The 19,627-nt window shown below is 45.0% G+C and carries 23 protein-coding genes and 5 pseudogenes; 9 read left to right on the forward strand and 19 right to left on the reverse strand.

Annotated features, from left to right (window positions below; translation table 11 throughout):
• Position 1: 1 nt before the first annotated feature.
• The 6 genes from yqeK to R5H20_RS15525 are packed head-to-tail and all read right to left on the reverse strand — an operon-like array spanning position 2 to position 3,902.
• Positions 2-565, reverse strand: coding sequence for a bis(5'-nucleosyl)-tetraphosphatase (symmetrical) YqeK (yqeK, locus tag R5H20_RS15500; protein ID WP_006637636.1), 564 nt, complete (start codon positions 563-565; stop codon positions 2-4).
• Positions 555-1,124 (reverse strand): nicotinate-nucleotide adenylyltransferase, encoded by a 570-nt coding sequence (locus tag R5H20_RS15505; RefSeq protein ID WP_006637637.1) that lies wholly within the window; start codon positions 1,122-1,124, stop codon positions 555-557. Before R5H20_RS15505 ends, yqeK begins: the two co-directional genes overlap by 11 nt.
• A gap of 18 nt (positions 1,125-1,142) precedes the next feature.
• Positions 1,143-1,433: a ribosome assembly RNA-binding protein YhbY gene (gene yhbY, locus R5H20_RS15510; RefSeq protein ID WP_006637638.1), complete on the reverse strand. Its 291-nt coding sequence runs from the start codon at positions 1,431-1,433 to the stop codon at positions 1,143-1,145.
• On the reverse strand, positions 1,427-2,263 hold the full coding sequence (gene aroE, locus R5H20_RS15515) for a shikimate dehydrogenase (RefSeq protein ID WP_006637639.1): 837 nt from the start codon (positions 2,261-2,263) through the stop codon (positions 1,427-1,429). The genes yhbY and aroE overlap by 7 nt, the downstream gene beginning before the upstream one ends.
• Positions 2,264-2,279: 16 nt before the next feature.
• Positions 2,280-3,380 (reverse strand): ribosome biogenesis GTPase YqeH, encoded by a 1,101-nt coding sequence (gene yqeH, locus R5H20_RS15520; RefSeq protein ID WP_006637640.1) that lies wholly within the window; start codon positions 3,378-3,380, stop codon positions 2,280-2,282.
• A gap of 3 nt (positions 3,381-3,383) precedes the next feature.
• Complete coding sequence (locus tag R5H20_RS15525; RefSeq protein ID WP_006637641.1) at positions 3,384-3,902, reverse strand: YqeG family HAD IIIA-type phosphatase; 519 nt, start codon at positions 3,900-3,902, stop codon at positions 3,384-3,386.
• 366 nt (positions 3,903-4,268) lie between these two features.
• Here R5H20_RS15525 and R5H20_RS15530 point away from each other — a divergent pair, with 366 nt between their 5' ends.
• The gene (locus R5H20_RS15530) at positions 4,269-4,409 is read left to right on the forward strand and encodes a sporulation histidine kinase inhibitor Sda (RefSeq protein ID WP_006637642.1); all 141 of its coding nucleotides are present in this window, start codon (positions 4,269-4,271) and stop codon (positions 4,407-4,409) included.
• 110 nt (positions 4,410-4,519) lie between these two features.
• Here the strand turns inward: R5H20_RS15530 and R5H20_RS15535 are convergent, their stop codons facing one another.
• From R5H20_RS15535 to R5H20_RS15560, 6 genes are all read right to left on the reverse strand, one after another.
• Positions 4,520-4,660 carry a hypothetical protein gene (locus R5H20_RS15535; protein WP_006637643.1) on the reverse strand — a complete coding sequence of 47 codons (141 nt, stop codon included), beginning with the start codon at positions 4,658-4,660 and terminating at the stop codon, positions 4,520-4,522.
• Positions 4,661-4,738: 78 nt separating this feature from the next.
• Positions 4,739-5,470 (reverse strand): SGNH/GDSL hydrolase family protein, encoded by a 732-nt coding sequence (locus R5H20_RS15540; protein WP_006637644.1) that lies wholly within the window; start codon positions 5,468-5,470, stop codon positions 4,739-4,741.
• Positions 5,471-5,582: 112 nt separating this feature from the next.
• Positions 5,583-5,783, reverse strand: coding sequence for a GNAT family N-acetyltransferase (locus R5H20_RS15545; protein WP_238548696.1), 201 nt, complete (start codon positions 5,781-5,783; stop codon positions 5,583-5,585).
• Positions 5,740-6,006, reverse strand: a complete 267-nt coding sequence (locus tag R5H20_RS15550) for a GNAT family N-acetyltransferase (RefSeq protein ID WP_238548697.1) — start codon at positions 6,004-6,006, stop codon at positions 5,740-5,742. Before R5H20_RS15550 ends, R5H20_RS15545 begins: the two co-directional genes overlap by 44 nt.
• Before the next feature lie 72 nt (positions 6,007-6,078).
• The gene (locus tag R5H20_RS15555; RefSeq protein WP_224254421.1) at positions 6,079-6,366 is read right to left on the reverse strand and encodes a hypothetical protein; all 288 of its coding nucleotides are present in this window, start codon (positions 6,364-6,366) and stop codon (positions 6,079-6,081) included.
• 88 nt (positions 6,367-6,454) lie between these two features.
• Entirely contained in the window at positions 6,455-6,823 is a 369-nt protein-coding gene (locus R5H20_RS15560; RefSeq protein ID WP_006637645.1) for a Na-translocating system protein MpsC family protein, read from the reverse strand.
• 303 nt (positions 6,824-7,126) lie between these two features.
• Between R5H20_RS15560 and fdhF the strand changes: the two genes are divergently transcribed.
• Both fdhF and R5H20_RS15570 read left to right on the forward strand, forming a co-directional pair.
• The gene (gene fdhF / locus R5H20_RS15565; RefSeq protein WP_087962504.1) at positions 7,127-10,072 is read left to right on the forward strand and encodes a formate dehydrogenase subunit alpha; all 2,946 of its coding nucleotides are present in this window, start codon (positions 7,127-7,129) and stop codon (positions 10,070-10,072) included.
• Between the two features lie 15 nt (positions 10,073-10,087).
• Positions 10,088-10,567, forward strand: coding sequence for a helical membrane plugin domain-containing protein (locus R5H20_RS15570; RefSeq protein ID WP_006637647.1), 480 nt, complete (start codon positions 10,088-10,090; stop codon positions 10,565-10,567).
• A 60-nt stretch (positions 10,568-10,627) separates the two neighbouring features.
• On the opposite strand, the gene R5H20_RS15575 is transcribed toward R5H20_RS15570, so the two are convergent.
• Positions 10,628-10,798, reverse strand: a complete 171-nt coding sequence (locus R5H20_RS15575; RefSeq protein WP_006637648.1) for a hypothetical protein — start codon at positions 10,796-10,798, stop codon at positions 10,628-10,630.
• 256 nt (positions 10,799-11,054) lie between these two features.
• On the opposite strand from R5H20_RS15575, the gene sigK reads away from it, so the two are divergent.
• Entirely contained in the window at positions 11,055-11,780 is a 726-nt protein-coding gene (gene sigK, locus R5H20_RS15580) for an RNA polymerase sporulation sigma factor SigK (protein WP_006637649.1), read from the forward strand.
• A 170-nt stretch (positions 11,781-11,950) separates the two neighbouring features.
• Here sigK and R5H20_RS15585 read toward each other — a convergent pair whose 3' ends face one another.
• A complete protein-coding gene (locus R5H20_RS15585; RefSeq protein WP_006637650.1) occupies positions 11,951-12,481 on the reverse strand; it encodes a GNAT family N-acetyltransferase in 531 nt (176 codons plus the stop codon).
• Between the two features lie 140 nt (positions 12,482-12,621).
• Between R5H20_RS15585 and R5H20_RS15590 the strand changes: the two are divergent.
• Positions 12,622-12,778: pseudogene (locus tag R5H20_RS15590) on the forward strand (RNA polymerase subunit sigma-70); the annotation flags it as partial.
• A 195-nt stretch (positions 12,779-12,973) separates the two neighbouring features.
• Here the strand turns inward: R5H20_RS15590 and R5H20_RS15595 are convergent.
• The gene (locus R5H20_RS15595; protein ID WP_006637652.1) at positions 12,974-13,837 is read right to left on the reverse strand and encodes a LysR family transcriptional regulator; all 864 of its coding nucleotides are present in this window, start codon (positions 13,835-13,837) and stop codon (positions 12,974-12,976) included.
• 127 nt (positions 13,838-13,964) lie between these two features.
• Between R5H20_RS15595 and R5H20_RS15600 the strand changes: the two genes are divergently transcribed.
• Positions 13,965-14,582 (forward strand): RraA family protein, encoded by a 618-nt coding sequence (locus R5H20_RS15600; protein ID WP_006637653.1) that lies wholly within the window; start codon positions 13,965-13,967, stop codon positions 14,580-14,582.
• A gap of 49 nt (positions 14,583-14,631) precedes the next feature.
• On the opposite strand, the gene prpF is transcribed toward R5H20_RS15600, so the two are convergent.
• Together prpF and R5H20_RS15610 are read right to left on the reverse strand one after the other, a co-directional pair.
• On the reverse strand, positions 14,632-15,792 hold the full coding sequence (prpF, locus tag R5H20_RS15605) for a 2-methylaconitate cis-trans isomerase PrpF (protein ID WP_006637654.1): 1,161 nt from the start codon (positions 15,790-15,792) through the stop codon (positions 14,632-14,634).
• 373 nt (positions 15,793-16,165) lie between these two features.
• Positions 16,166-16,451, reverse strand: a pseudogene (locus R5H20_RS15610) (ArsR/SmtB family transcription factor).
• A gap of 207 nt (positions 16,452-16,658) precedes the next feature.
• On the opposite strand from R5H20_RS15610, the pseudogene R5H20_RS15615 reads away from it, so the two are divergent.
• Positions 16,659-16,952: pseudogene (locus R5H20_RS15615) on the forward strand (aspartate phosphatase); the annotation flags it as partial.
• 177 nt (positions 16,953-17,129) lie between these two features.
• On the opposite strand, the gene R5H20_RS15620 reads toward R5H20_RS15615, so the two are convergent.
• Both R5H20_RS15620 and R5H20_RS15625 read right to left on the reverse strand, forming a co-directional pair.
• Complete coding sequence (locus tag R5H20_RS15620; RefSeq protein ID WP_006637657.1) at positions 17,130-18,338, reverse strand: CynX/NimT family MFS transporter; 1,209 nt, start codon at positions 18,336-18,338, stop codon at positions 17,130-17,132.
• Complete coding sequence (locus tag R5H20_RS15625; protein WP_006637658.1) at positions 18,335-19,027, reverse strand: FadR/GntR family transcriptional regulator; 693 nt, start codon at positions 19,025-19,027, stop codon at positions 18,335-18,337. Before R5H20_RS15625 ends, R5H20_RS15620 begins: the two co-directional genes overlap by 4 nt.
• A 185-nt stretch (positions 19,028-19,212) precedes the next feature.
• Here R5H20_RS15625 and R5H20_RS15630 point away from each other — a divergent pair.
• Together R5H20_RS15630 and R5H20_RS15635 are read left to right on the forward strand one after the other, a co-directional pair.
• A pseudogene (locus R5H20_RS15630) lies at positions 19,213-19,323 on the forward strand (RNA polymerase subunit sigma-70); the annotation flags it as partial.
• A 4-nt stretch (positions 19,324-19,327) separates the two neighbouring features.
• Positions 19,328-19,584, forward strand: a pseudogene (locus R5H20_RS15635) (LysR substrate-binding domain-containing protein); the annotation flags it as partial.
• Positions 19,585-19,627 lie beyond the last annotated feature (43 nt).

Consider the following 19,627-nt stretch of genomic DNA (forward strand, 5'->3'; position numbering starts at 1 on the left):
CCTATTGTCTTTCTTTTAGCAAAGCATTATATGTCGCGATCGTATCCGGAAAAACGGCTTGGTTTTTCTTCAGTAAAAAGGTGATCGTATTTTTTAACGCTTGGATGAGCGCAAGATCCAAATTCTCTTCGGCCAGGGCGCGAACCTCATCAACACCCGGAAAAAGACGGCCCGGCTCAATATAATCTGCGACATAGATAATTTTTTCCAACAGTGTCATACCTGGCCTTCCGGAAGTATGATATCTGATCGCAGACAAAACGTCTTCATCCGTAATGCCGACTTCCGTCTTCACAAGCGATGCTCCTGCGGGCGCATGCCAAAGCTCATGGTGAAAATCAAGCACCTCAAGAGACTTGTTCTCATCTAAAATAATTTGCTTCATTTCCTCTTTCGGACGAAACTTGGCATAGTCATGAAAAATCGCGGCGGTTTCAGCCTTCTTCACATCTGCCCCAAACCGTTCCGCAAGCTTTACCGCCGTTTCCATTACGCCGACCGTATGCGTATACCTCTGCTCTGTCAGCTGCTCTTTCACACAAGCTAATGCTTTATCACGTTTCATATAAACGATTCTCCTTTACGTAGACCTTCACTTCGTCAGGAATTAAGTAATCAGTCGGCTGACGGTTTTTGATGCGGTCTCTAAGTAAAGATGATGATACCTCAAATGCCGGAACATCCACATACACAAGCGGATAAGGCGTATCGACCTGAAAGCCCGGGCGCTTGACTCCGACAAATTGGATCTCTTTAACCAGTTCGTCAATATGCGACCACTTCGGCAAGTATTCGATCATGTCCGCACCGATAATAAAATAGAAATGATGATCCGGATACCGTTTCTTTAACAGCCGAACCGTATCAAACGTATAGGAAGGCCCTTCCCTTTCAAGCTCAATCGTCTCCACTTTAAAACGCTCTTTCCCCGAAATCGCGAGCTTCAGCATTTCGAGGCGGTGACGGCTTAGCGAAAATGAATTTTCCAGTTTATGCGGCGGAATTTGATTCGGCATAAACCAGATTTCATCAAGCTCCATCTTGTAAAGCACTTCATTCGCCATTAATAAATGCCCGTTGTGCGGAGGATCAAACGTCCCTCCGAAAACCCCGATTTTCTTCATGTTTACCACCTTTAAATCTTACGGAAGCTTGATCTGTTTATTTTCTTTTGACTCCTTATAGAGCACAATGATATTGCCGATCGTTTGCACCAGTTCGGCACGTGCGCCGTTCGTCAAAGCTTCAGCCACCTCGTCTTTAGGCTGCTCACAGTTTTGAAGCACGCTTACTTTAATGAGCTCTCTGGCTTCGAGCGCTTCACTGATTTGTTTTATCATATTATCATTGACACCGCCTTTTCCGACTTGAAAAATCGGTGACAGATGATGCGCTTCCTTCCGCAGATAGCGTTTTTGTTTTCCAGTTAACATTCTTTTCCTCCTAATTTTCGCAAAACGATTGATTTCATTTTTTCCATATCAGGCTCATGCCCTGTCCACAGTCCAAAAGAAAGCGCGGCCTGGCCGATGAACATTCCAACACCGTTCAATGTGTGTAAGCCCTTTGCCTCAGCCTCTTTTAACAAAGCGGTTTTCAGCGGGTTGTAAATAATATCGCATACAAGGCATGTTTCTTTTGCCCGTGCTAAAGAAAGCGGAACATCGTCCACATGCGGATGCATGCCGACCGAGGTGGTCTGTATCAGTACATCATACGCCTCCAGATGCTCCTCTGCTTCCGCCAAAGACACGGCTTTCGTTTGCCCGCTATAAAGCTGAATAAACGCTTCTGCTTTTTCAGGCGTGCGATTCGCTACATCGAGCCGTTTCGGCCGCTCAGATGCAAGGGTTGTAAAGATCGCGCGGGCCGCTCCGCCCGCCCCGATAATCAGAATCGAAAGTTCGCTGACCGGCTTATCAAGAGACGGCTTCAGCGATTTTAAAAATCCTTCTCCATCTGTATTATATCCGACCAGCTCTTCTTTTTCTCTTCTGACAGTGTTTACCGCTCCAAGCACTCTGGCGCTTTCATCAATCCGGTCGAGATATTTCATGATCGCTACTTTATGCGGAACCGTCACGTTAAATCCTTGAATGCCAAGGGCCCGCATTCCCTTCACAGCATCTTCAAGATCATCGTTTTCAACGCGGAAAGCATGATAGTATCCGTCTAAAGAAAGATCTTTCAAGGCTGCATTATGGATGTCGGGAGACATGGAATGCGCCACAGGATTTCCAATCAGTCCATATATCGGTTTCATCGCTCTCTCCCCCAGCTTATATTAAAGATCGGCGCACAAAGACGTGAACGCCTTTAGGCGCATGGGCGACAATCCTTTGATTCGCCCCTTGAACGGTAACCCAGCCAAGTCCTGAAAATACAACGTCTGTCTTCGGCTCCTTTATCGTAAACGTGTGTTTCACAAGCTCGGGAAATGTGTCAAGTTCCTCTTTTGCAGGAGGCGCCAGCAGTTCCCCAGCGTGTTTTTCATAAAGCTCGTCCGCATTTTCAAGCTTTGTTCTGTGAATGTTTAGTTCATTAGGCATATAGCACACAAACGAAGACCTGCCGCCGGATATATAGTCAAACCGGGACAGTCCGCCGAAAAACAGCGTTTGCTGCTCATTCAGCTGAAAATTGCGCGGTTTTAGTTCTTTTTTGGGCGTCAATATTTTCAAATCGCGCTTGGCGACATAATGCGCCATCTGATGATGGTTGATAATGCCCGGGGTGTCATACATCGATGAACCGTCATCAAGGGGAATTTCAATCGCATCAAGCGTTGTCCCCGGATACTGGGAGGTTGTGATGATATCCCCTTCGCCTGATACTTCTTTAATAATCCGGTTGATAAACGTCGATTTTCCGACATTCGTGCACCCGACGACATAAACGTCTTTGCCGTGCCTGTAATGTTCAATCGCTTCGATTGCTTCTTTCATCCCCTGCCCGCGCCCTGCGCTGACAAGCAATACATCAACAGGCTTTAAACCGAGCTCTTTTGCTTCGCGCTTCATCCAATGAACGAGGCGCTCGCGTTTGACTGATTTGGGCAGAATATCTGCTTTGTTTCCTATTAACAGGATCGGGTTGCCGCCGACAAAGCGGTTTAATCCGTTAATCCAGCTCCCGTTAAAATCGAATATGTCGACGATTTTCACGATGAGCGAATCGGTTTCCCCGATGCCGTGCAGGATTTTGAGAAAGTCATCATCGGTCAAGGAGACATCCTGGATCTCGTTGTAGTTTTTCAGCCTGAAACAGCGCTGACAGATGACGTCGTCTTTTAATAAAGAAGCTTCAGGCGCATAGCCCAATTCATTTTTGTTTTCGGTTTGGATGGCGACTCCGCATCCGATGCAAACTATCTTTTCCATGCTTTACTCCTCCCACTGAATATGGCCTTTCCGTTTTAATGCGCTCAGGATTCTGCGTTCCACCTGCCGGTTAAAACGTGTAAAAAAGCCATCTGAAGCGGCCACGGGCACAACCAAAATCGTGTGGAAGCCGTTGCGGTTGCCGCCGAGCACATCGGTCATCAGCTGGTCACCGATGACGACGACTTCTTCTTTTTTGAGGCCCATATTTTTAACCGCTTTTCGAAAGGCTCTGCCCATCGGCTTTTTCGCTTTATAAATAAATGGGATGTTAAGCGGTTCAGAAAATATTTTGACGCGTTTTTCATTATTATTGGAGACAATCGTTACTTTAATGCCGTTCTCCTTCATCTCCTCAAACCATTCAATAAGACGCGGTGTTGCGCTTGGCCTGTCCCATTCCACAAGCGTGTTGTCAAGATCCGTAATAATTCCTTTTACATTCCGCTCTTTTAGTTTTTCAGGGGTAATATGAAAAATATTTTTTACAAATTCATCCGGCAAAAAAAACTTTTTTAACACAAGCCGCACCCTTTCCTTTCTCTTTAACTGCTGCTTCTTGAAAGTGTCGAATCAAATCTAAAAGTGTCTTAAAACATCGGCTCTCCGAAAAGTTTTCGACATATAATAGGATTCTTCAACAGGTGTGGATAAAATTATACACAGTATCCACTCTTATTTCATCGACCTTTTATTAAATTATAAACATGATACCCACAAGTTATCCACTTTTTGGTGTGGATAACAGAACGATTGTTCTCGCCCATTATTCATGATAGATTATAGGTACTTCAACCACAGATTAAATAACTTAACACTATATGTTGATTTCAAACAGGTTATTCCATTTTTAAAGGAGGTGTCTTCCCCATTAAATGGGTACCGAGTATGAGAAAGCTGTCTGATGAACTTTTAATAGAATCATACATTAAAGCAAATGAGATGAATTTAAACCGTGAATTCATCGAGCTGATTGAAACTGAAATTAAAAGAAGGTCGCTCGGTCATCTGCTTTCCGTCTCTTCGTAGCTAAGCATTCCCGGGCGTTCTTGGGCTTTTTTCACTTAGGTTGATATTATATCACTTGAATAATACGCTTACTACTGTTTTAACGAAAAAAACACCTCTTAAAAGAGGTGCTACTTGAAGAACCCGTAAGGACTCAGCCAATAGAAACCGCCAATCACCAGCAGGACGACCAAGAGTACGACGATGAACGCGTAACCGTATGCTGCACCTGCATTCGCGGTGTAGGCCGGATAGGGAAATCCGCAGGTCATATGTCATCCCTCCTTTGGACAGTTATAGTAACAGCCTATGAACTGAAAAAGAGAAATGGCTAGGCCTTTGACCGTATGTCAGGAAGTTTTTATGACTTGGCTCTTGTCAATGCCTTCAAAAATAATTCTCGCGCCTTTTGGGGTCAGGTGATTTCCCGATGGGTCGATGAACCCCGATTTGATCAAGTTCTCATCAGTGGCACCACCCGCCTTGTTCACGATGTTTTTCCAATTGTCAATCAATGGAACATGCAGCTTTCGAGCCGTTTCTCTTGTCACATCATTATAGGAATCATGCCACTTTCTCGCTCCTCCGTATTTTTCAAACGAACCAGCCCGGTATCTTGCATAATAAAATATATTGTTGCCGCTTCCTTCAACAAGGGGGAGACACGTCATCAACACCGGTTCTATGCCGCGGCGCCTGCTTTCTTTGACAAAATAATAGAGATTTTCTTTAAATCTTTTTTTGGAAACCCGCGGAACGCCTTTTCCGAGGATCGCTGCATCATTTGTTCCAAACATAATCAAAAGATACGCCGGCCGCTTGTCGAGCACGTCCCTCTTAAACCTCAGCCTGGCATCCTCCGTCGTTTCTCCGCCGATACCCGCATTTTCTATTTGATATTTCCCGCGAACTGAAGTTTGAAGTAAATTGACCCATTTTTCCGCTTTTGGATAATCACGAAACTGCCAATTTGAACCGCGTGTATTGCTGTCTCCAAATGCGACGATTTTCCGTGTGTTTTGCCCACCGCACCCCGAAAAAAGCAGTAATAAAGCGAGGGCAAACACAAAGCTTTTTTTCATCGTTTCCACCTCCAAAAGCCCAATAATACGATGATATAGCAGAAGTCTGCACCGTTTCAATGGGAAAACTCTCTTGATGCGGGCGAGTACAGCAAAACCGTTACTACAGCCTTTAACCTGTCCCCTCCAATAAAAAACATTCGCATAGGCTTAGCGATTTTCGACAAATAATGAATATGGTTTTTAGCGGGGGAAAGCCCAATTTCTCTGCGAGACGGATCGAAGCCTTGTTGTAAAGATCACAATCCCAGCGAGGTTTTATCCGAAGGTCATGGCAATACGAAATAAAAGCACAGGGCGCACAGCATGGCATACCCGCGTCCCCTGAAGGCAGAATGTGCAGCGATGCCGATCTCGGCAAAACGCTGAGAGCGGAAAATTGCGGCGCATTCACTTACCGTACGTCTTTCGCTGAGGACTTTAAAACCGAAGCCGTTCGTTAAAAAATTCTCTATTCCTCCCCAATATTCATTGACATATGTTTCATTAAAAATCGGGCTGTGTTTCAGAACGTTTTCAGAGAACGCCTCAACCACCGTAGCAACGTCTTCTTCTAGGTGTTCAGGTTCTTTTAATCATTTGTTGTAATGAATCTCGCAGACCGTCTGTTAAAAAAGCGTCCCACTCCGGTGAATCTGAAAAGACGGTAAAACGCCTGCCATGCGTCCGCTCTTCAGATGATGAAGCCATTCGTTCCGCTCCCTTTCCGGGGGCCTGCCGGCAAGATGATAAACCCCGGACAATGTTTGAAAAATGGCGGTGCGCCGAGAGACAGAATAGTCAACATAGACGTTCCCATCGATGATCCCATCTGCTATGGCATGAGCAAATGTCGGACTTTCCTCTTTTAACAGTCGTTTCGCTCTCGAAATATCCCACGCCTTCAGCTTTATCATCTTTTCCTCCCATATGTAAGGCGCCTTTCAAGCAGAAAGCGCCGGATTTTCGTCTTGCATGTTGGTCCCCTTATTGCCAACCGGCTCGTTATCTGTCAGCCGCTTCTTGGCCGCCGGCGATGTTCCGGTCAAAGATAAAAACGGAAACGGCCATATCTTCTTGAATCTTGATGTCTGAAAACAGATGCTCCAGTTTTGCGCCGATCAGCTCTTCCATGCCCTCAGGCGTTCGGTTCGAATAATGCTCCTGGATCAGGCTCGTCCTGGCCGCGTGCACCATTTCCTTGCCTTCAGGCGTGCTTGCGATAAACTGCTCGCTTGCGGTCAAATTGCCGTAAAGCGTCGAAACCGCCATATTGTCGACAAACACGGTGTGAATCCGGTCAGGTCCTTTTCCAAACAGCTCTTTTCGAAGCTTCCGAATGATATCATTAAACTCGTGGATTTTTTTAGACATCCCTATACCCCTTCCCCTAAACCATACAAAATATCTAGATGTCCCTTTAGACACTTAACTTGGTTAAAATTTTCCTATTCTATTGAATTATAATAAATATCACTTTATAATAAAAGTAAAGTTGATGGATTCATAATAGGGAACGTGTTATGAGTCTATCTGATTCTACATATCTGGATTGGTCTGTTAGTAAGGATTGCTAGTAAACTATTCCGCCATGTATGTTTATGCCGATTGCCCGAATGGGAACCGGTATATGTGTACATGGCTTTTTTGATTTCTAAAGAATGATGGAGGGACATGATGTTGGACGGAAAGTCGATCAGTATCAAAATAGACGGCACAGAATATAAAGCGCGGGCCGGGGCAACAGTTTTGGACATTTTGAATGAAAACGGGATTGAGCATCCTCAAATTTGCCACGTCCCCGAGGTCGATCCCATTCAAACGTGCGATACTTGCATTGTGGAAGCGGACGGCAAATTGAAGCGGTCATGCTCGCTGAAAGCGGAAGACGGGATGTCGATCAGCCTGTCGGGAGAGCGGGTGAAACAGGCGCAGACAGAAGCGATGGACCGCCTCCTCGAAAACCATCTGCTCTACTGTACGGTCTGCGATAATAACAACGGCAACTGCAAGCTCCATAATACGGCGGAAATGATGGGCATTGAACAGCAAACATACCCTTATACGCCGAAGGAAGATCCCGCTACCGCGGTTGATATGTCACACCCCTTTTACCGCTATGATCCGAATCAGTGCATCGCGTGCGGACAATGTGTTGAGGTGTGTCAAAACCTCCAGGTCAATGAAACGCTATCCATCGACTGGGAACGAGAACGTCCGCGGGTGATCTGGGATGACGGCGTTTCTATCAATGAGTCCTCCTGCGTCAGCTGCGGACAGTGCGTGACTGTCTGTCCATGCAACGCCCTGATGGAAAAATCGATGCTCGGGGAAGCCGGATTTTTGACAGGCATCAAAAAGGACGTCATGGAACCGATGATTGACCTCGTCAAAAACGTCGAACCCGGATACAGCAGCATTTTCGCCATTTCTGAAGTAGAGGCGGCAATGCGGGAAAAACGGATCAAAAAAACAAAAACCGTCTGTACATTCTGCGGCGTCGGCTGCAGTTTTGAAGTTTGGACGAAAGGCCGGGATATTTTGAAAGTCCAGCCCGTCTCAGACGCTCCCGTCAATGCCATTTCGACATGTGTAAAAGGAAAATTCGGCTGGGATTTCGTCAATTCCGAAGAACGGATTACAAAGCCTTTAATCCGCAAAAACGGCACATTTGTCGAGTCCACCTGGGAAGAAGCGCTTGATCTCGCCGCCCGCCGCTTAGGAGCAATCCGCAAGCAATACGGCAAAGGCTCTGTCGGCTTGATCTCTTCTTCCAAAATCACGAATGAAGAAAACTACCTCATGCAAAAATTGGCGCGGCAAGTCTTTGAAACCAACAATGTTGACAACTGCTCCCGCTACTGTCAATCGCCGGCAACAGACGGGCTGTTCCGGACAGTCGGCATGGGCGGAGATGCCGGAACAATCAAAGATATCGCCAAAGCCGGACTCGTCATCATCGTCGGCGCCAACCCGGCCGAAGGCCATCCGGTATTGGCAACCCGCATAAAGCGCGCCCATAAGCTGCACGGGCAAAAGCTGATCGTTGCCGATCTTCGCAAAAACGAAATGGCCGAACGGTCGGATCTGTTCATCAGACCGCGGCAAGGAACGGATCAAGTATGGCTCATGGCCGTGACGAAATACATGATCGATCAAGGCTGGCATGATCAAGCGTTCATTGATGAAAACGTGAATTTCTTTGACGATTACAAAAAATCCCTTGAAACATATACCCTTGAATATGCGGAGAGCGTCACAGGCATCAAAAAAGAGACGCTGATCCAAATCGCGGAAATGATCCGGGACGCAGACGGCACCTGTGTGCTGTGGGGAATGGGCGTGACCCAAAACACCGGCGGTTCTGATACGTCCGCCGCCATCTCAAATCTGCTGCTCGCAAGCGGAAACTACCGCCGTCCAGGCGCCGGCGCATATCCGCTCAGAGGCCATAACAATGTCCAAGGAGCATGCGATATGGGAACGCTCCCCGGCTGGCTTCCGGGATACCAGCACATTTCCGATGACAACGCGCGGAAAAAATTCGAAGACGCATACGGCGTGGCGATCGACAGTACACCTGGACTCGATAATATCGAAATGCTTCATTCAATTGAAAAAGGCGATATGAAAGCCATGTATATCGTCGGTGAGGACATGGCCCTTGTCGATTCCAACGCAAACCGCGTCCATGACATTTTATCAGGACTTGATTTTCTCGTCGTTCAGGATATATTTCTTTCGAGAACGGCTCAGTACGCCGATGTCGTCTTGCCTGCGGCGCCTTCGCTCGAAAAAGAAGGAACCTTCACAAATACAGAACGCCGCGTCCAAAGGCTGTATCAGGCGCTTCCGGTGCTTGGCGACGCAAAGCCTGACTGGCGCATTATCCAGGACATCGCCAACCGCCTGGGGGCAGACTGGAACTACAATCATCCGGGGGACATCTTCTCAGAAATGGCAAGCCTGTCTCCCCTGTTCAGTCAAGCAAGCTATGAAACGCTTAAGGGCTGGAACAGTTTTCTGTGGGGCAGCTTAACCGGTGAAAGCACACCGCTCCTTTATGAAGACGGTTTTAACTTTCCTGATAAAAAAGCGCGTTTTGCCCCTGCCGATTGGACAGAGCCGGCCGAATTCCCTGATGAGTACGATCTTCATATTAACAACGGCCGGATGCTTGAACATTTCCACGAAGGAAATCTGACCAATAAATCAGCCGGGATACAGGCGAAAGTGCCTGACGTCTTTGTTGAGGTTTCTCCAGAGCTTGCAAAAGAACGGGGAATCTGTGACGGATCTCTTGTAAGGCTCGTCTCTCCGTTTGGCGCCGTTAAATTGACCGCGCTCATTACAGACCGGGTACGGGCGAATGAGCTCTACCTGCCGATGAACTCGACAAGCAAAGAGTCAGCGATTAACTTTCTAACGGGTCCGGCGGTTGATGCGCGCACGAACACACCCGCCTATAAGCAGACAAAAGTGCGTATGGAAGTGCTTGGAGGCTGCACGGCGCCGCCGCTGCCGAAAACGAATCCGCGCAACAAAAAACGGCATCCGCAAAACGGGGTTGAAGTGAAACGCAAATGGAGACGCCCGGGATACGTCCATCTGACAGACGAATGAAGGAGGAAATAATCAATGGCCACTCCCATTACCGCCATTCAAAAGGAGAGTAAATCTGAAGAGCAAATCAAGCTTGAAAAACTGGATGAGCTGAAAGCACTTTTGGCAGAAAATGATGAAGCCGTCTCTAAAACGATGAAGCTGCTCGGCGAGCTGAACGGTCTCGGCGTATTTGACGCCGCGGACAGCATGCTGCAGGCGAAAGAAGATATCGCCAAAATCGCGCTCGGCCAGCTGTCCCGCGAGCCTGTCGTGAACCTGCTCAATTCGGCGATCGCCGCAGGCGGCGCCCTGTCAAAATCAGATCCCGAATTAACGGGAAAGCTTATCGCAAGTCTCATGGCAGGCGCGGAACAAGGACAAAGCTTTTTAAAAGAGGATCAAAAAATCACCATCTTTCAACTGCTGAAAGCCATCAACGATCCCGACATCAACCGCGCCGTCGGCTTCGGCCTTCACTTTTTAAAAGGAATGGGCAAAGCGCTGAAGGACTAAAACTGAAAAAAGCCGGCTCCCCAGTTGAGCCGGTTTTTTATTGATATATCCGCCCGCGCATCATCCATTCGATTTGCCGCCGAGCGCTTCTTTTAAAATGCTGGATACCGTCGTGATGAGAACGACGATCATAAAACTGGTTGTAAATGGGGTCGCATACATTTCTTGAACTCCGATCGCAATGACGCTCAGCCAAATCAGCGCAAGAATAAACAGACGTTTGTTCTTCATATGCTGCGCCAGACTTCATTTATGGATTTACCCCTTTCCTTTCGTCCGGCACTCCCACCCCCTTGCTTTTATTATCACGCCTCTGTTAACTTTTGTAAACGGATCAAATATTGGAAGCGTTTTCAAAAATATGCGTCTCTGTGCGGAAAAAGCGCCCTTCCGGTAATTTTACCGCGTACAGACACAGACGACCCCCCTCTGACATAACATTTACATATAGGCTTTTGCCTACATACATTTTGTGGAGGTGCCGATAATGACAGGTGTTTTTGCAGCGCTCGGTTATGTCATCAAGGAACTTGTGTTTTTAGTATCATACGTGAAAAACAATGCCTTTCCACAACCGCTCTCAAGCAGCGACGAAAAAAAATACTTAGAATTAATGGCCAAAGGAGATGAACACGCAAGAAACATGCTGATTGAGCACAACCTTCGCCTGGTCGCCCACATCGTCAAAAAATTCGAAAACACGGGCGAAGATTCGGAAGACCTGATTTCCATCGGAACCATCGGCTTAATCAAAGCGATCGAAAGCTATTCAGCCGGAAAAGGAACAAAGCTCGCCACTTATGCCGCGCGCTGTATTGAAAACGAGATTCTCATGCATCTGCGCGCCCTGAAAAAAACGAAAAAAGACGTCTCCCTACACGACCCGATCGGCCAGGATAAAGAAGGAAACGAAATCAGCCTTATCGATATCCTCAAATCGGAAAACGAAGACGTCATCGACACCATCCAGCTCAACATGGAGCTTGAAAAAGTCAAAAAATACATCGATATCTTGGACGGCAGAGAAAAAGAAGTCATCGTCGGCCGCTTCGGCCTTGATTTGAAGAAAGAGAAAACACAGCGCGAAATTGCGAAAGAGCTCGGGATTTCACGGAGCTATGTGTCGCGGATTGAAAAGCGGGCGCTGATGAAGATGTTTCATGAGTTTTACCGGGCTGAGAAGGAGAAGCGGAAGAAGGCGAAGGGGAAGTGATGCCGAAGAAAAGGCCGGAGAATAAAATCCGGCCTCTTTTTATGGATCTTTACGTGAATAAACCTTTTATAAGCAGCCTCAAAAACCTAATGTAGCAAACGGAAACTTGATACTATCTTCGAGAAAATCCGATTACCAATACAAAAAACTATCTTATTTAACTATGTTAATTACTTTTGTGGAAGAAAAGAATAAACATATGTATCATATACCTTTCCGTTTTGATACATATATCTTTTTAAAATACCCTCTTTTTGAAATCCCATCTTTGTCAATAAGTTGTTTGAAGCTGTATTTTCAGTAAACACAACCGCACCTATTCTTGTTAAACCTAAAGTTTCAGAGGCATAAGAAAGGATTTTGGATAATGCCTCTGACATATATCCCTTTCTCCAGTGATTCGGGTGAATTTCATAACCTATTTCTGCACGTTTGTGTTTTGGAGACCACGCGTTTAATCCAATTGTCCCAATCAACCCTCTTTCGCCTTTTCTTTCAATTCCCCAACGAATTCCTTTTTTCTCTTCAAAGTTTTTAGCGAAAAAACCCACAAGACCTCTTGCTTGATCAATAGTTTCCAACGAGTCTTGGCCATAAAAACGTGTGACATTATGATTCGAAAAACAAGCAAAAATCCCCTCTGCATCATCGTAAGTTATTTCTCTTAAAATTAGTCTTTCTGTTTCTAATGCAGGAAACATCAACCTTCCTCCTATCTGTCTTCCTAATATATCAAACCTTTAACTAACACATTCTCATATTCCAAAATTATAACAAAAACGAACAATAATTACTTTTATTAATGAAAGAAGGCTCAGTAAAAAACGGATAACCTGTGAGTGGCATTGAAATCAGCCTAATCGATATCCTCAAATCGGAAAACGAAGATGTCATCGATACCATCCAGCTCAGGCACAGAGCTTGAAAAAGTGAAAAAATACATCGACATCCTCGACGGCACAGAAAAAGAAGTCATCGTCGTCCGCTTCGGCCTTGATTGTACATGCAGATCGATAACTCCGGTTAAATCAATTTTATTCACCTCCCAACTGAGCGAACATGTCGTGGCAATTTATACATTATTTTAGAATTGATCATCGTTTTATTAAAATATCTAAATGTTATATCCAGTTATAATAAATTAGAATTTCAAACCGCAATATTAAAACCGCGTGATTGCTTACCACGCGGTTTTAATCAAATGTATAATTCTCAATAAAACGGACAAATTCTTTTGCCGTTTTCAACTTGATGGTTTCGTTATGATAGATCATCCATGTTTTTCGAATAATGGGTTCATCATTTTCATCTTTTATCGTGAAACGTGTAATATCTTCATCTTCTTTTAAAAGGACGCTTGGGAGAAGGCCATATCCCAGTCCATTTCTCACCATTTCTTTACATGTATCCGTACTATCCACTTCGATCTCTATGAGAGGAGGTTGTGAAAATTTCCCGCTCCACCAATCATCGATCAGCCTTTTTAGACTTGCATCCGTTTTATATTCAATTCTCGGCAATTCGGGGAGTTGTTCGAGTTCGATCTTTTCTTTTGATGCAACACAAATATTTTCTTCAAAGAGGAAGCATTTCGATTCCGCCCATGCGAATTCTCCACGCACAATTCCAAAATGAACTTTTTTATTATAGACAAGATTAAACACTTCGCTGCTCAACCCGGTGATAACCTTATAGTCTACTCTTGGATATCGATCTTTGAAAAGCCTCAGTATTTTTGGAAGCATATTTTTCGCGAAAAAATTAGACACGCCTAACCGGATGGTTCCCACAACCTCTTGATTCATGTTCCAAACGGTTTCTTTCATTTGACGTATTCTTTCAATCATTTCATCAGCGCATTTAGCGAGATACTCTCCCTCTGCGGTAAACCGAACCCCTTTGGTTCCGCGCTCAATGATAGGTACTTCAAACTCTTTCTCGATTTGCTTAATACGCTTTGTTAAAGCAGGCTGGGATATGTATAGATTCTGAGCAGTTTTAGAAATGTTGTTATGTATATACAGGTTTTTAAGTATTAACCAATCGCGATCATCCATCCTGGCCACTCCATCATATAAATCGTTTTTTGTTATAGCTAAGTATAACATTTTTGAATACTGATGCAGCTCATTTTTTCGGTATAGTATAGTTGTGAAAAAATTCAAAAAAGAGGTGCTTGAATTCATGGATCAAATAATTGATCAGTTTCGCTCCATTCCTACTACCTGCATTTCTGATGCTCTGGACGGGTTGAATAACTTACATCCGAGCATTAAGCCGCTAAAAGAAGAATACGTCCTTAGCGGAAGAGCTTTTACGGTAAAAATGCCCGTAGGTGATAATGTAGCCGTACTTAAAGCCATTCGAACAGCAAAACCTGGAGATATTCTTGTCATTGATGCCAAAGGCGATGAATATAGAGCAATTGCAGGAGATTTTGTCGTCGGCATGGCCAAAACACTGGAAATAGGCGGAATTGTTGTGGATGGAGTCATCCGGGATTCGAAGGGAATAAAGGAATTGGATTTTCCTGTTTTTTGTAAAGGGACAACCGTTGCTGCAAGCGGTAAAGCAGGTGTTGGGGAATTAAACGTTCCAATTTCTTGCGGGGGTGTTTCAGTGAAACCCGGTGACATTATTGTCGGAGATGCAGACGGCGTTGTTGTGGTCCCAATGGAATTAGAAGAAGCAACACTAAAAAAAGCCAAGGAAAAGCTGCTTAAAGATCAACAACGGGAATCATCGATTTCTGGTGACAAAGAAGCGACGATCAAATACTTAGATTCAATGATTTCCAAATAACTGAGTGTAAACGTAAGGGCTGCCATCCATGCAGCCCTTTTATGAACTGCTATTCCTGATTCGGTATCAAAACCGAACCCTCCATTAATCTTCGAGCGCTTCGACTCATGACAACTTTCTTCACTGCAAATCCTGCTTGATCATGAGCAGCTTCTGCACCCACTTTCAAAGTACCGGATGGATGACCGAAGCGAAGCTCCGACCTCGCATCTCCTAAAATCCTGCTGACAATCGTTCCTGGTATCGCAGCTGCGGCAGCAATAGCTACAGCGCCTGTACCGGTCATGGCATGATGAAGCTTGCCCATGGAAAGGATGCGTGCCAAGATATCGATATCCTCTCCACGTATTTCTTTTCCATCGGATGTTGTGTAACTTGCCGCTTTTCCAAAAAACGCAATTTTCGGCGTGTGCTGACGCTTGGTCATTGCGTACTCCACACTTTCCGCCAGATCCATCATCACCGCACCATGCGCCCGAATCGCTTCAAAACGGGTCAATAGATCCACATCGCCGTTGATATCTCCTTGCAGTTCCGCTCCCGTTAATCCCATCGAAGACGCCGAAACAAAGATGGCAGGGTTTCCAGCATTGATGAAGGTAGCCTCCACCTCTCCTACACTTGGGACATGAATGATATCGATCGGATTCCCAGTTGGAAACATGGTCCCCCCATCGGCACCCGGATCAAGGAATTCAAGCTTTATTTCAGCTGCCGGGAAAGTGACTCCGTCCAGTACGAAATCTCCAAGCTCTTGCACCTCTCCATCCTTCATCGGGACATGCGTTATGATCTTCTTCCCGATATTTTCCTGCCAGATATTCACGGCAGCCATGCCATCCAGCGGGGCATCTACCAGACCTCGATATATCGAAAAGGGACCTACAGCTGAAGTAAGATTCCCGCAATTTCCACTCCAGTCAACCAATGGCTGTCCGATGGCCACCTGTCCGAATAGGTAGTCTACATCACATCCCGGACGATTGCTCTTACTAACAATAACCACCTTGCTCGTACTCGATGTGGCACCACCCATACCATCGATCTGCTGGCCGTAAGGATCTGGACTGCCTATTACACGAAGTAGAACTTTATCACGTTCAGATGGATCAGTTGGTAAATCTTCTTTGAGAAAAAAGACGCCCTTGCTTGTTCCGCCTCGCATATAAATTGCCGGAATTTTGATTTGTTTTCTCCATTTACTCACCATCGTTCCCTCCATTTTATTGTTCATAAAAAGAATGGATTGCCTCTAGTCAAAAGCACTCTACAACATTCTCTAAGAAATATTTTATTGCAGGGTTTGAAATAAAAAAAATAACTATATTTGATATCCAGTTATTCAATAAGTGAATAACAGATTTATAAAAACAAGAATAATTTAATCCACGGTTCCACAATAAAAAGGCACAAACCGTTGAAACTATTCCTAAATACAAATGACTACTCAGAATTGTAGAATCAATCAAGTATTTGCGACGTAAAAATGATGCTTTACAAAATGAACATACTTATAAACACATAAACAAAAAGAACTCTGGCATCTCATCGAGTTCTTTTTGTTAAGTACTCTTCACCTTCTTTCACCAAAGAATTACCTTCAAATCGATCACCAGATCTTTAATTTCTCTCAATAGTGCAGCATTCAGCCAATATCCAGTTTCCCTGCCGGACCTTTCTTCTGATTATGAGGCCTGCATCTTTAAGGATTGCTAAATGCTTTGAAACCGCAGTACAACCCTTGTCAAAATGAACGATCAACTCTTTGAGTGACAATACTTCCACTTCCGCCAACAAACGTAGCAATTTACGTCTTGTTGGATCAGCGATGGCTACATAAATATCACGTTTTTTATTTTTCCCGTTCAAAATCCCCTCCCCCTGATTCTTTTGCGTATTGAAGACGGTAAAATTATTGAACAGAGACTTCATGTGGATATGCATGATGCTCCCCGTCAACTTGGCAATAATGCTTAAGTTTTAATTAATAGCTTAAAGTGTGACTAGTTCTTAAATTAACAATGTTTAGAAGACCCTTCTTTTGAGGGTCTTCTTCTATACAAATTAATATCAAAATACACTGATGAAAGCCGAATATAACTTTCAGAATATTCGAATAAAACCGAAGGGTATAAGAAGAAGCGAGACAATATGCGGGCATATTATTATAACTTTTTCCATGGGATGTATGAGTTTAGAAACGGTGAATACACAAAAGCCATTACATATTACAAAAAAGCTGAACGTAAAATTCCTACAATCTCCGACAAGATTGAAAAAGCTGAGTTTTATTTTAAGTTATCCGAAGTCTATTATCATATGAAAATGACACATATCTCGATGCATTACGCCGAGCTTTCATACAACATCTAAAGTGATGAAGAAGAAGCCGGTCCAAAAATTCCGGCTTCTCTTTTATTCCACTGGGCCCTAAACCTAGTAAAAAGTCCATCTCTATTGCAATTTATTTGACTTACACTAATTCAAGTCATTTTTATTTATTCTGGACAGTTCATGGACTCTTCCAGCAGGAGCTTTACTGCCCCCCTATACCGTGTGATTTTTTGACGCACCCAGGCCGCATATGAACAGCAGAGCGCTGACGACAAGCAATAGTAATAGCGGGAGGCTCCAGCTTGCCGTGACGTCATGGAGCAAACCAAACAAGGTTGGTCCTGCTGCCGCCAGCAAATATCCAACAGATTGCGACATACCGGACAAAGAAGCCGCCTCGGAGGCATCTTTCGTCCGCAAGCTCAAAAAGATCATAGCCAAACTGAACGCACATCCCCCGGCAATTCCAAGTAAAATGGTCCATAACGAAATAAGTGCATTACCGCCGAAATAAAGGCCGCCTAATGAAACAAAAAACAGGACAGTCATTATTATGACCAGTACACGTTGGTTCTTCATGCGTCCCGCAACGATCGACACGATAAATGATACGGGGAGCGAAGCGATTTGAAACAGCGATAGCATCCAACCAGCGCTGTCTTCACCCAAGCCCCGGCTTGTCATGATTTCAGGTAACCAAGCGATCAAAACATAGAAAAGCAGAGACTGCAATCCCATAAAAAGTGTAATCATCCATGCCAGCGGTGAACGCCACAGACTTCGCCGCGTCGACATACCGCCAGTTGTTATCCCGGCTGACGCGTGACTCGCCCGAGCTTGAGGAAACCAGAATAGTGCGGCTATCAGAGCGAGCAGGCCCCAGATTCCAAGTGCGCCATTCCAGCCAAAACCGAGATTGCGGGCGAGCGGGACGCTTACACCGGATGCTATCGCACCGCATAAATTCATCGATACTGAATACAGCCCTGTCATAAAACCGACATTATGAGAAAAATCCCGTTTAACCAGACTTGGAATTAGCACGTTGCACACCGCAATCGCGAGCCCAAGCAAAACGGTGCCTGCAAACAAAGGAACTGTTGCGGTCAGAGAGCGGACAGCGATACCTATCATGAGCAGCACCAATGCATAAAGCATGATCCGTTCCACCCCGAAGCGGCGCGCCAAGATAGGCGCGAAGGGGGAAAGAAGCGAGAAAGCAAGCAACGGCAATGTCGTAAGCAGGCCTGCCGCAGCGTTCGATAACCCAAGGGACTCGCGAATCGATCCAGCCATCGGGCCTACCGATGTTAGCGGTGACCGCATCGTCAATGAAATTAGGACGATGCCTATGATGATCGGCCAACTCAATGAGAGCGAACGCTTTGACACAGCCGGCTTCGTACCACTTTGTACGCTCATGGCCGCTCCCCCTCTTCGACGGCGATAACATCCTTCGATTCTTCGATATAGCGGTGGACCGCTTCCACAGCACAATCGGCGTCCTTAGCGACAATTGCTTCGACCAGTTGCCGGTGCATTTTCAAGAAATCCGCATCGACTTCATAACGAGTCAAGCTTGTAATCGAATCTTGCAATGCTTCAGCGATATGGCTGTATATTTCGATCAATATTTCATTATGAGACGCCTTGACGATGCTTTGATGTAGATGAATATCCGCCATTACAAAGCTATCAATGTCACCGAGTTCCGTTGCTTCCTCGCAGCGTTCCAGCTGGAGAAGAAGTTCGCGCGCCTCGTCGTCGGTTCTTCGTTGTGCAGCTAGATGGGCTCCCTCACGTTCGAGTGCATATCGGACTTCTAACGTTTGCAGCGTATCAGAGCGCAAAATGCGTTTTTTCAATACCACCCCCAAAGCACTTGAAGAGCAAACATAAGTTCCGTCACCTTGTTTCGTCTTCAAGAGTCCCGCATGTATCAATGCCCGAATTGCTTCCCTTAATGTATTGCGGCTGACATTCAACTCGGTCATCAACTCCGGCTCGGCCGGAATGCGCATCCCGACACCCCACTCACCAGATTCGATCAAACTTTCCATTTGTAATGCGACTTGCTCAACCAGCGTCTGCCGGTTTGTTTTCTGAAGCATATGTCTATCCTCCCATAATTCACTTATCAAACATAGGATGTTTGGTTAATCGGCATTTTATCATATCTATAAAATTAAGACAACAAAATAAGTTTAATACGAATTAATGAAACAAAGCTGCATCAAATGGAAGATGATTTGAACAGTCAATTCTTTATTACTACAAAAACGGATAACCTGTGAGCGGCATTGAAATTTCGGTCATCGATGTCCTGAAATCGGAAAACGAAGACATCATCGATACCATCCAGCTCAATATTGATCTTAAAAAAGTCAAAAAATACATCGAAATCCTCAGGCAGATTGATGGAATTCGGAATATTTGAGGCGATCATTGGTTGTGTCAGCGCCGGCTTGGGTATTTCAATGCTGCAACTGCCGCCCATGAAAAACAAGACCGCATCCGCAGCCATACTATCTCTGACAAATATTCTTTAGTAACAACTATGTTTATTAGGCGAAAAGATACTTTAATTACACCTGCTTTATCCGTTTTTTTAACTCATATGAGGACTCATTTTCAAAAAAAACATGAGTTGACAAAGAAGGAAAACTAAATGTTTAAGCGAATACGGATCTTTGAGTAAAATTGAAAATGAC

It is taken from the genome of Bacillus sp. KICET-3 (assembly GCF_033261025.1).
GTDB lineage: Bacteria > Bacillota > Bacilli > Bacillales > Bacillaceae > Bacillus > Bacillus sonorensis.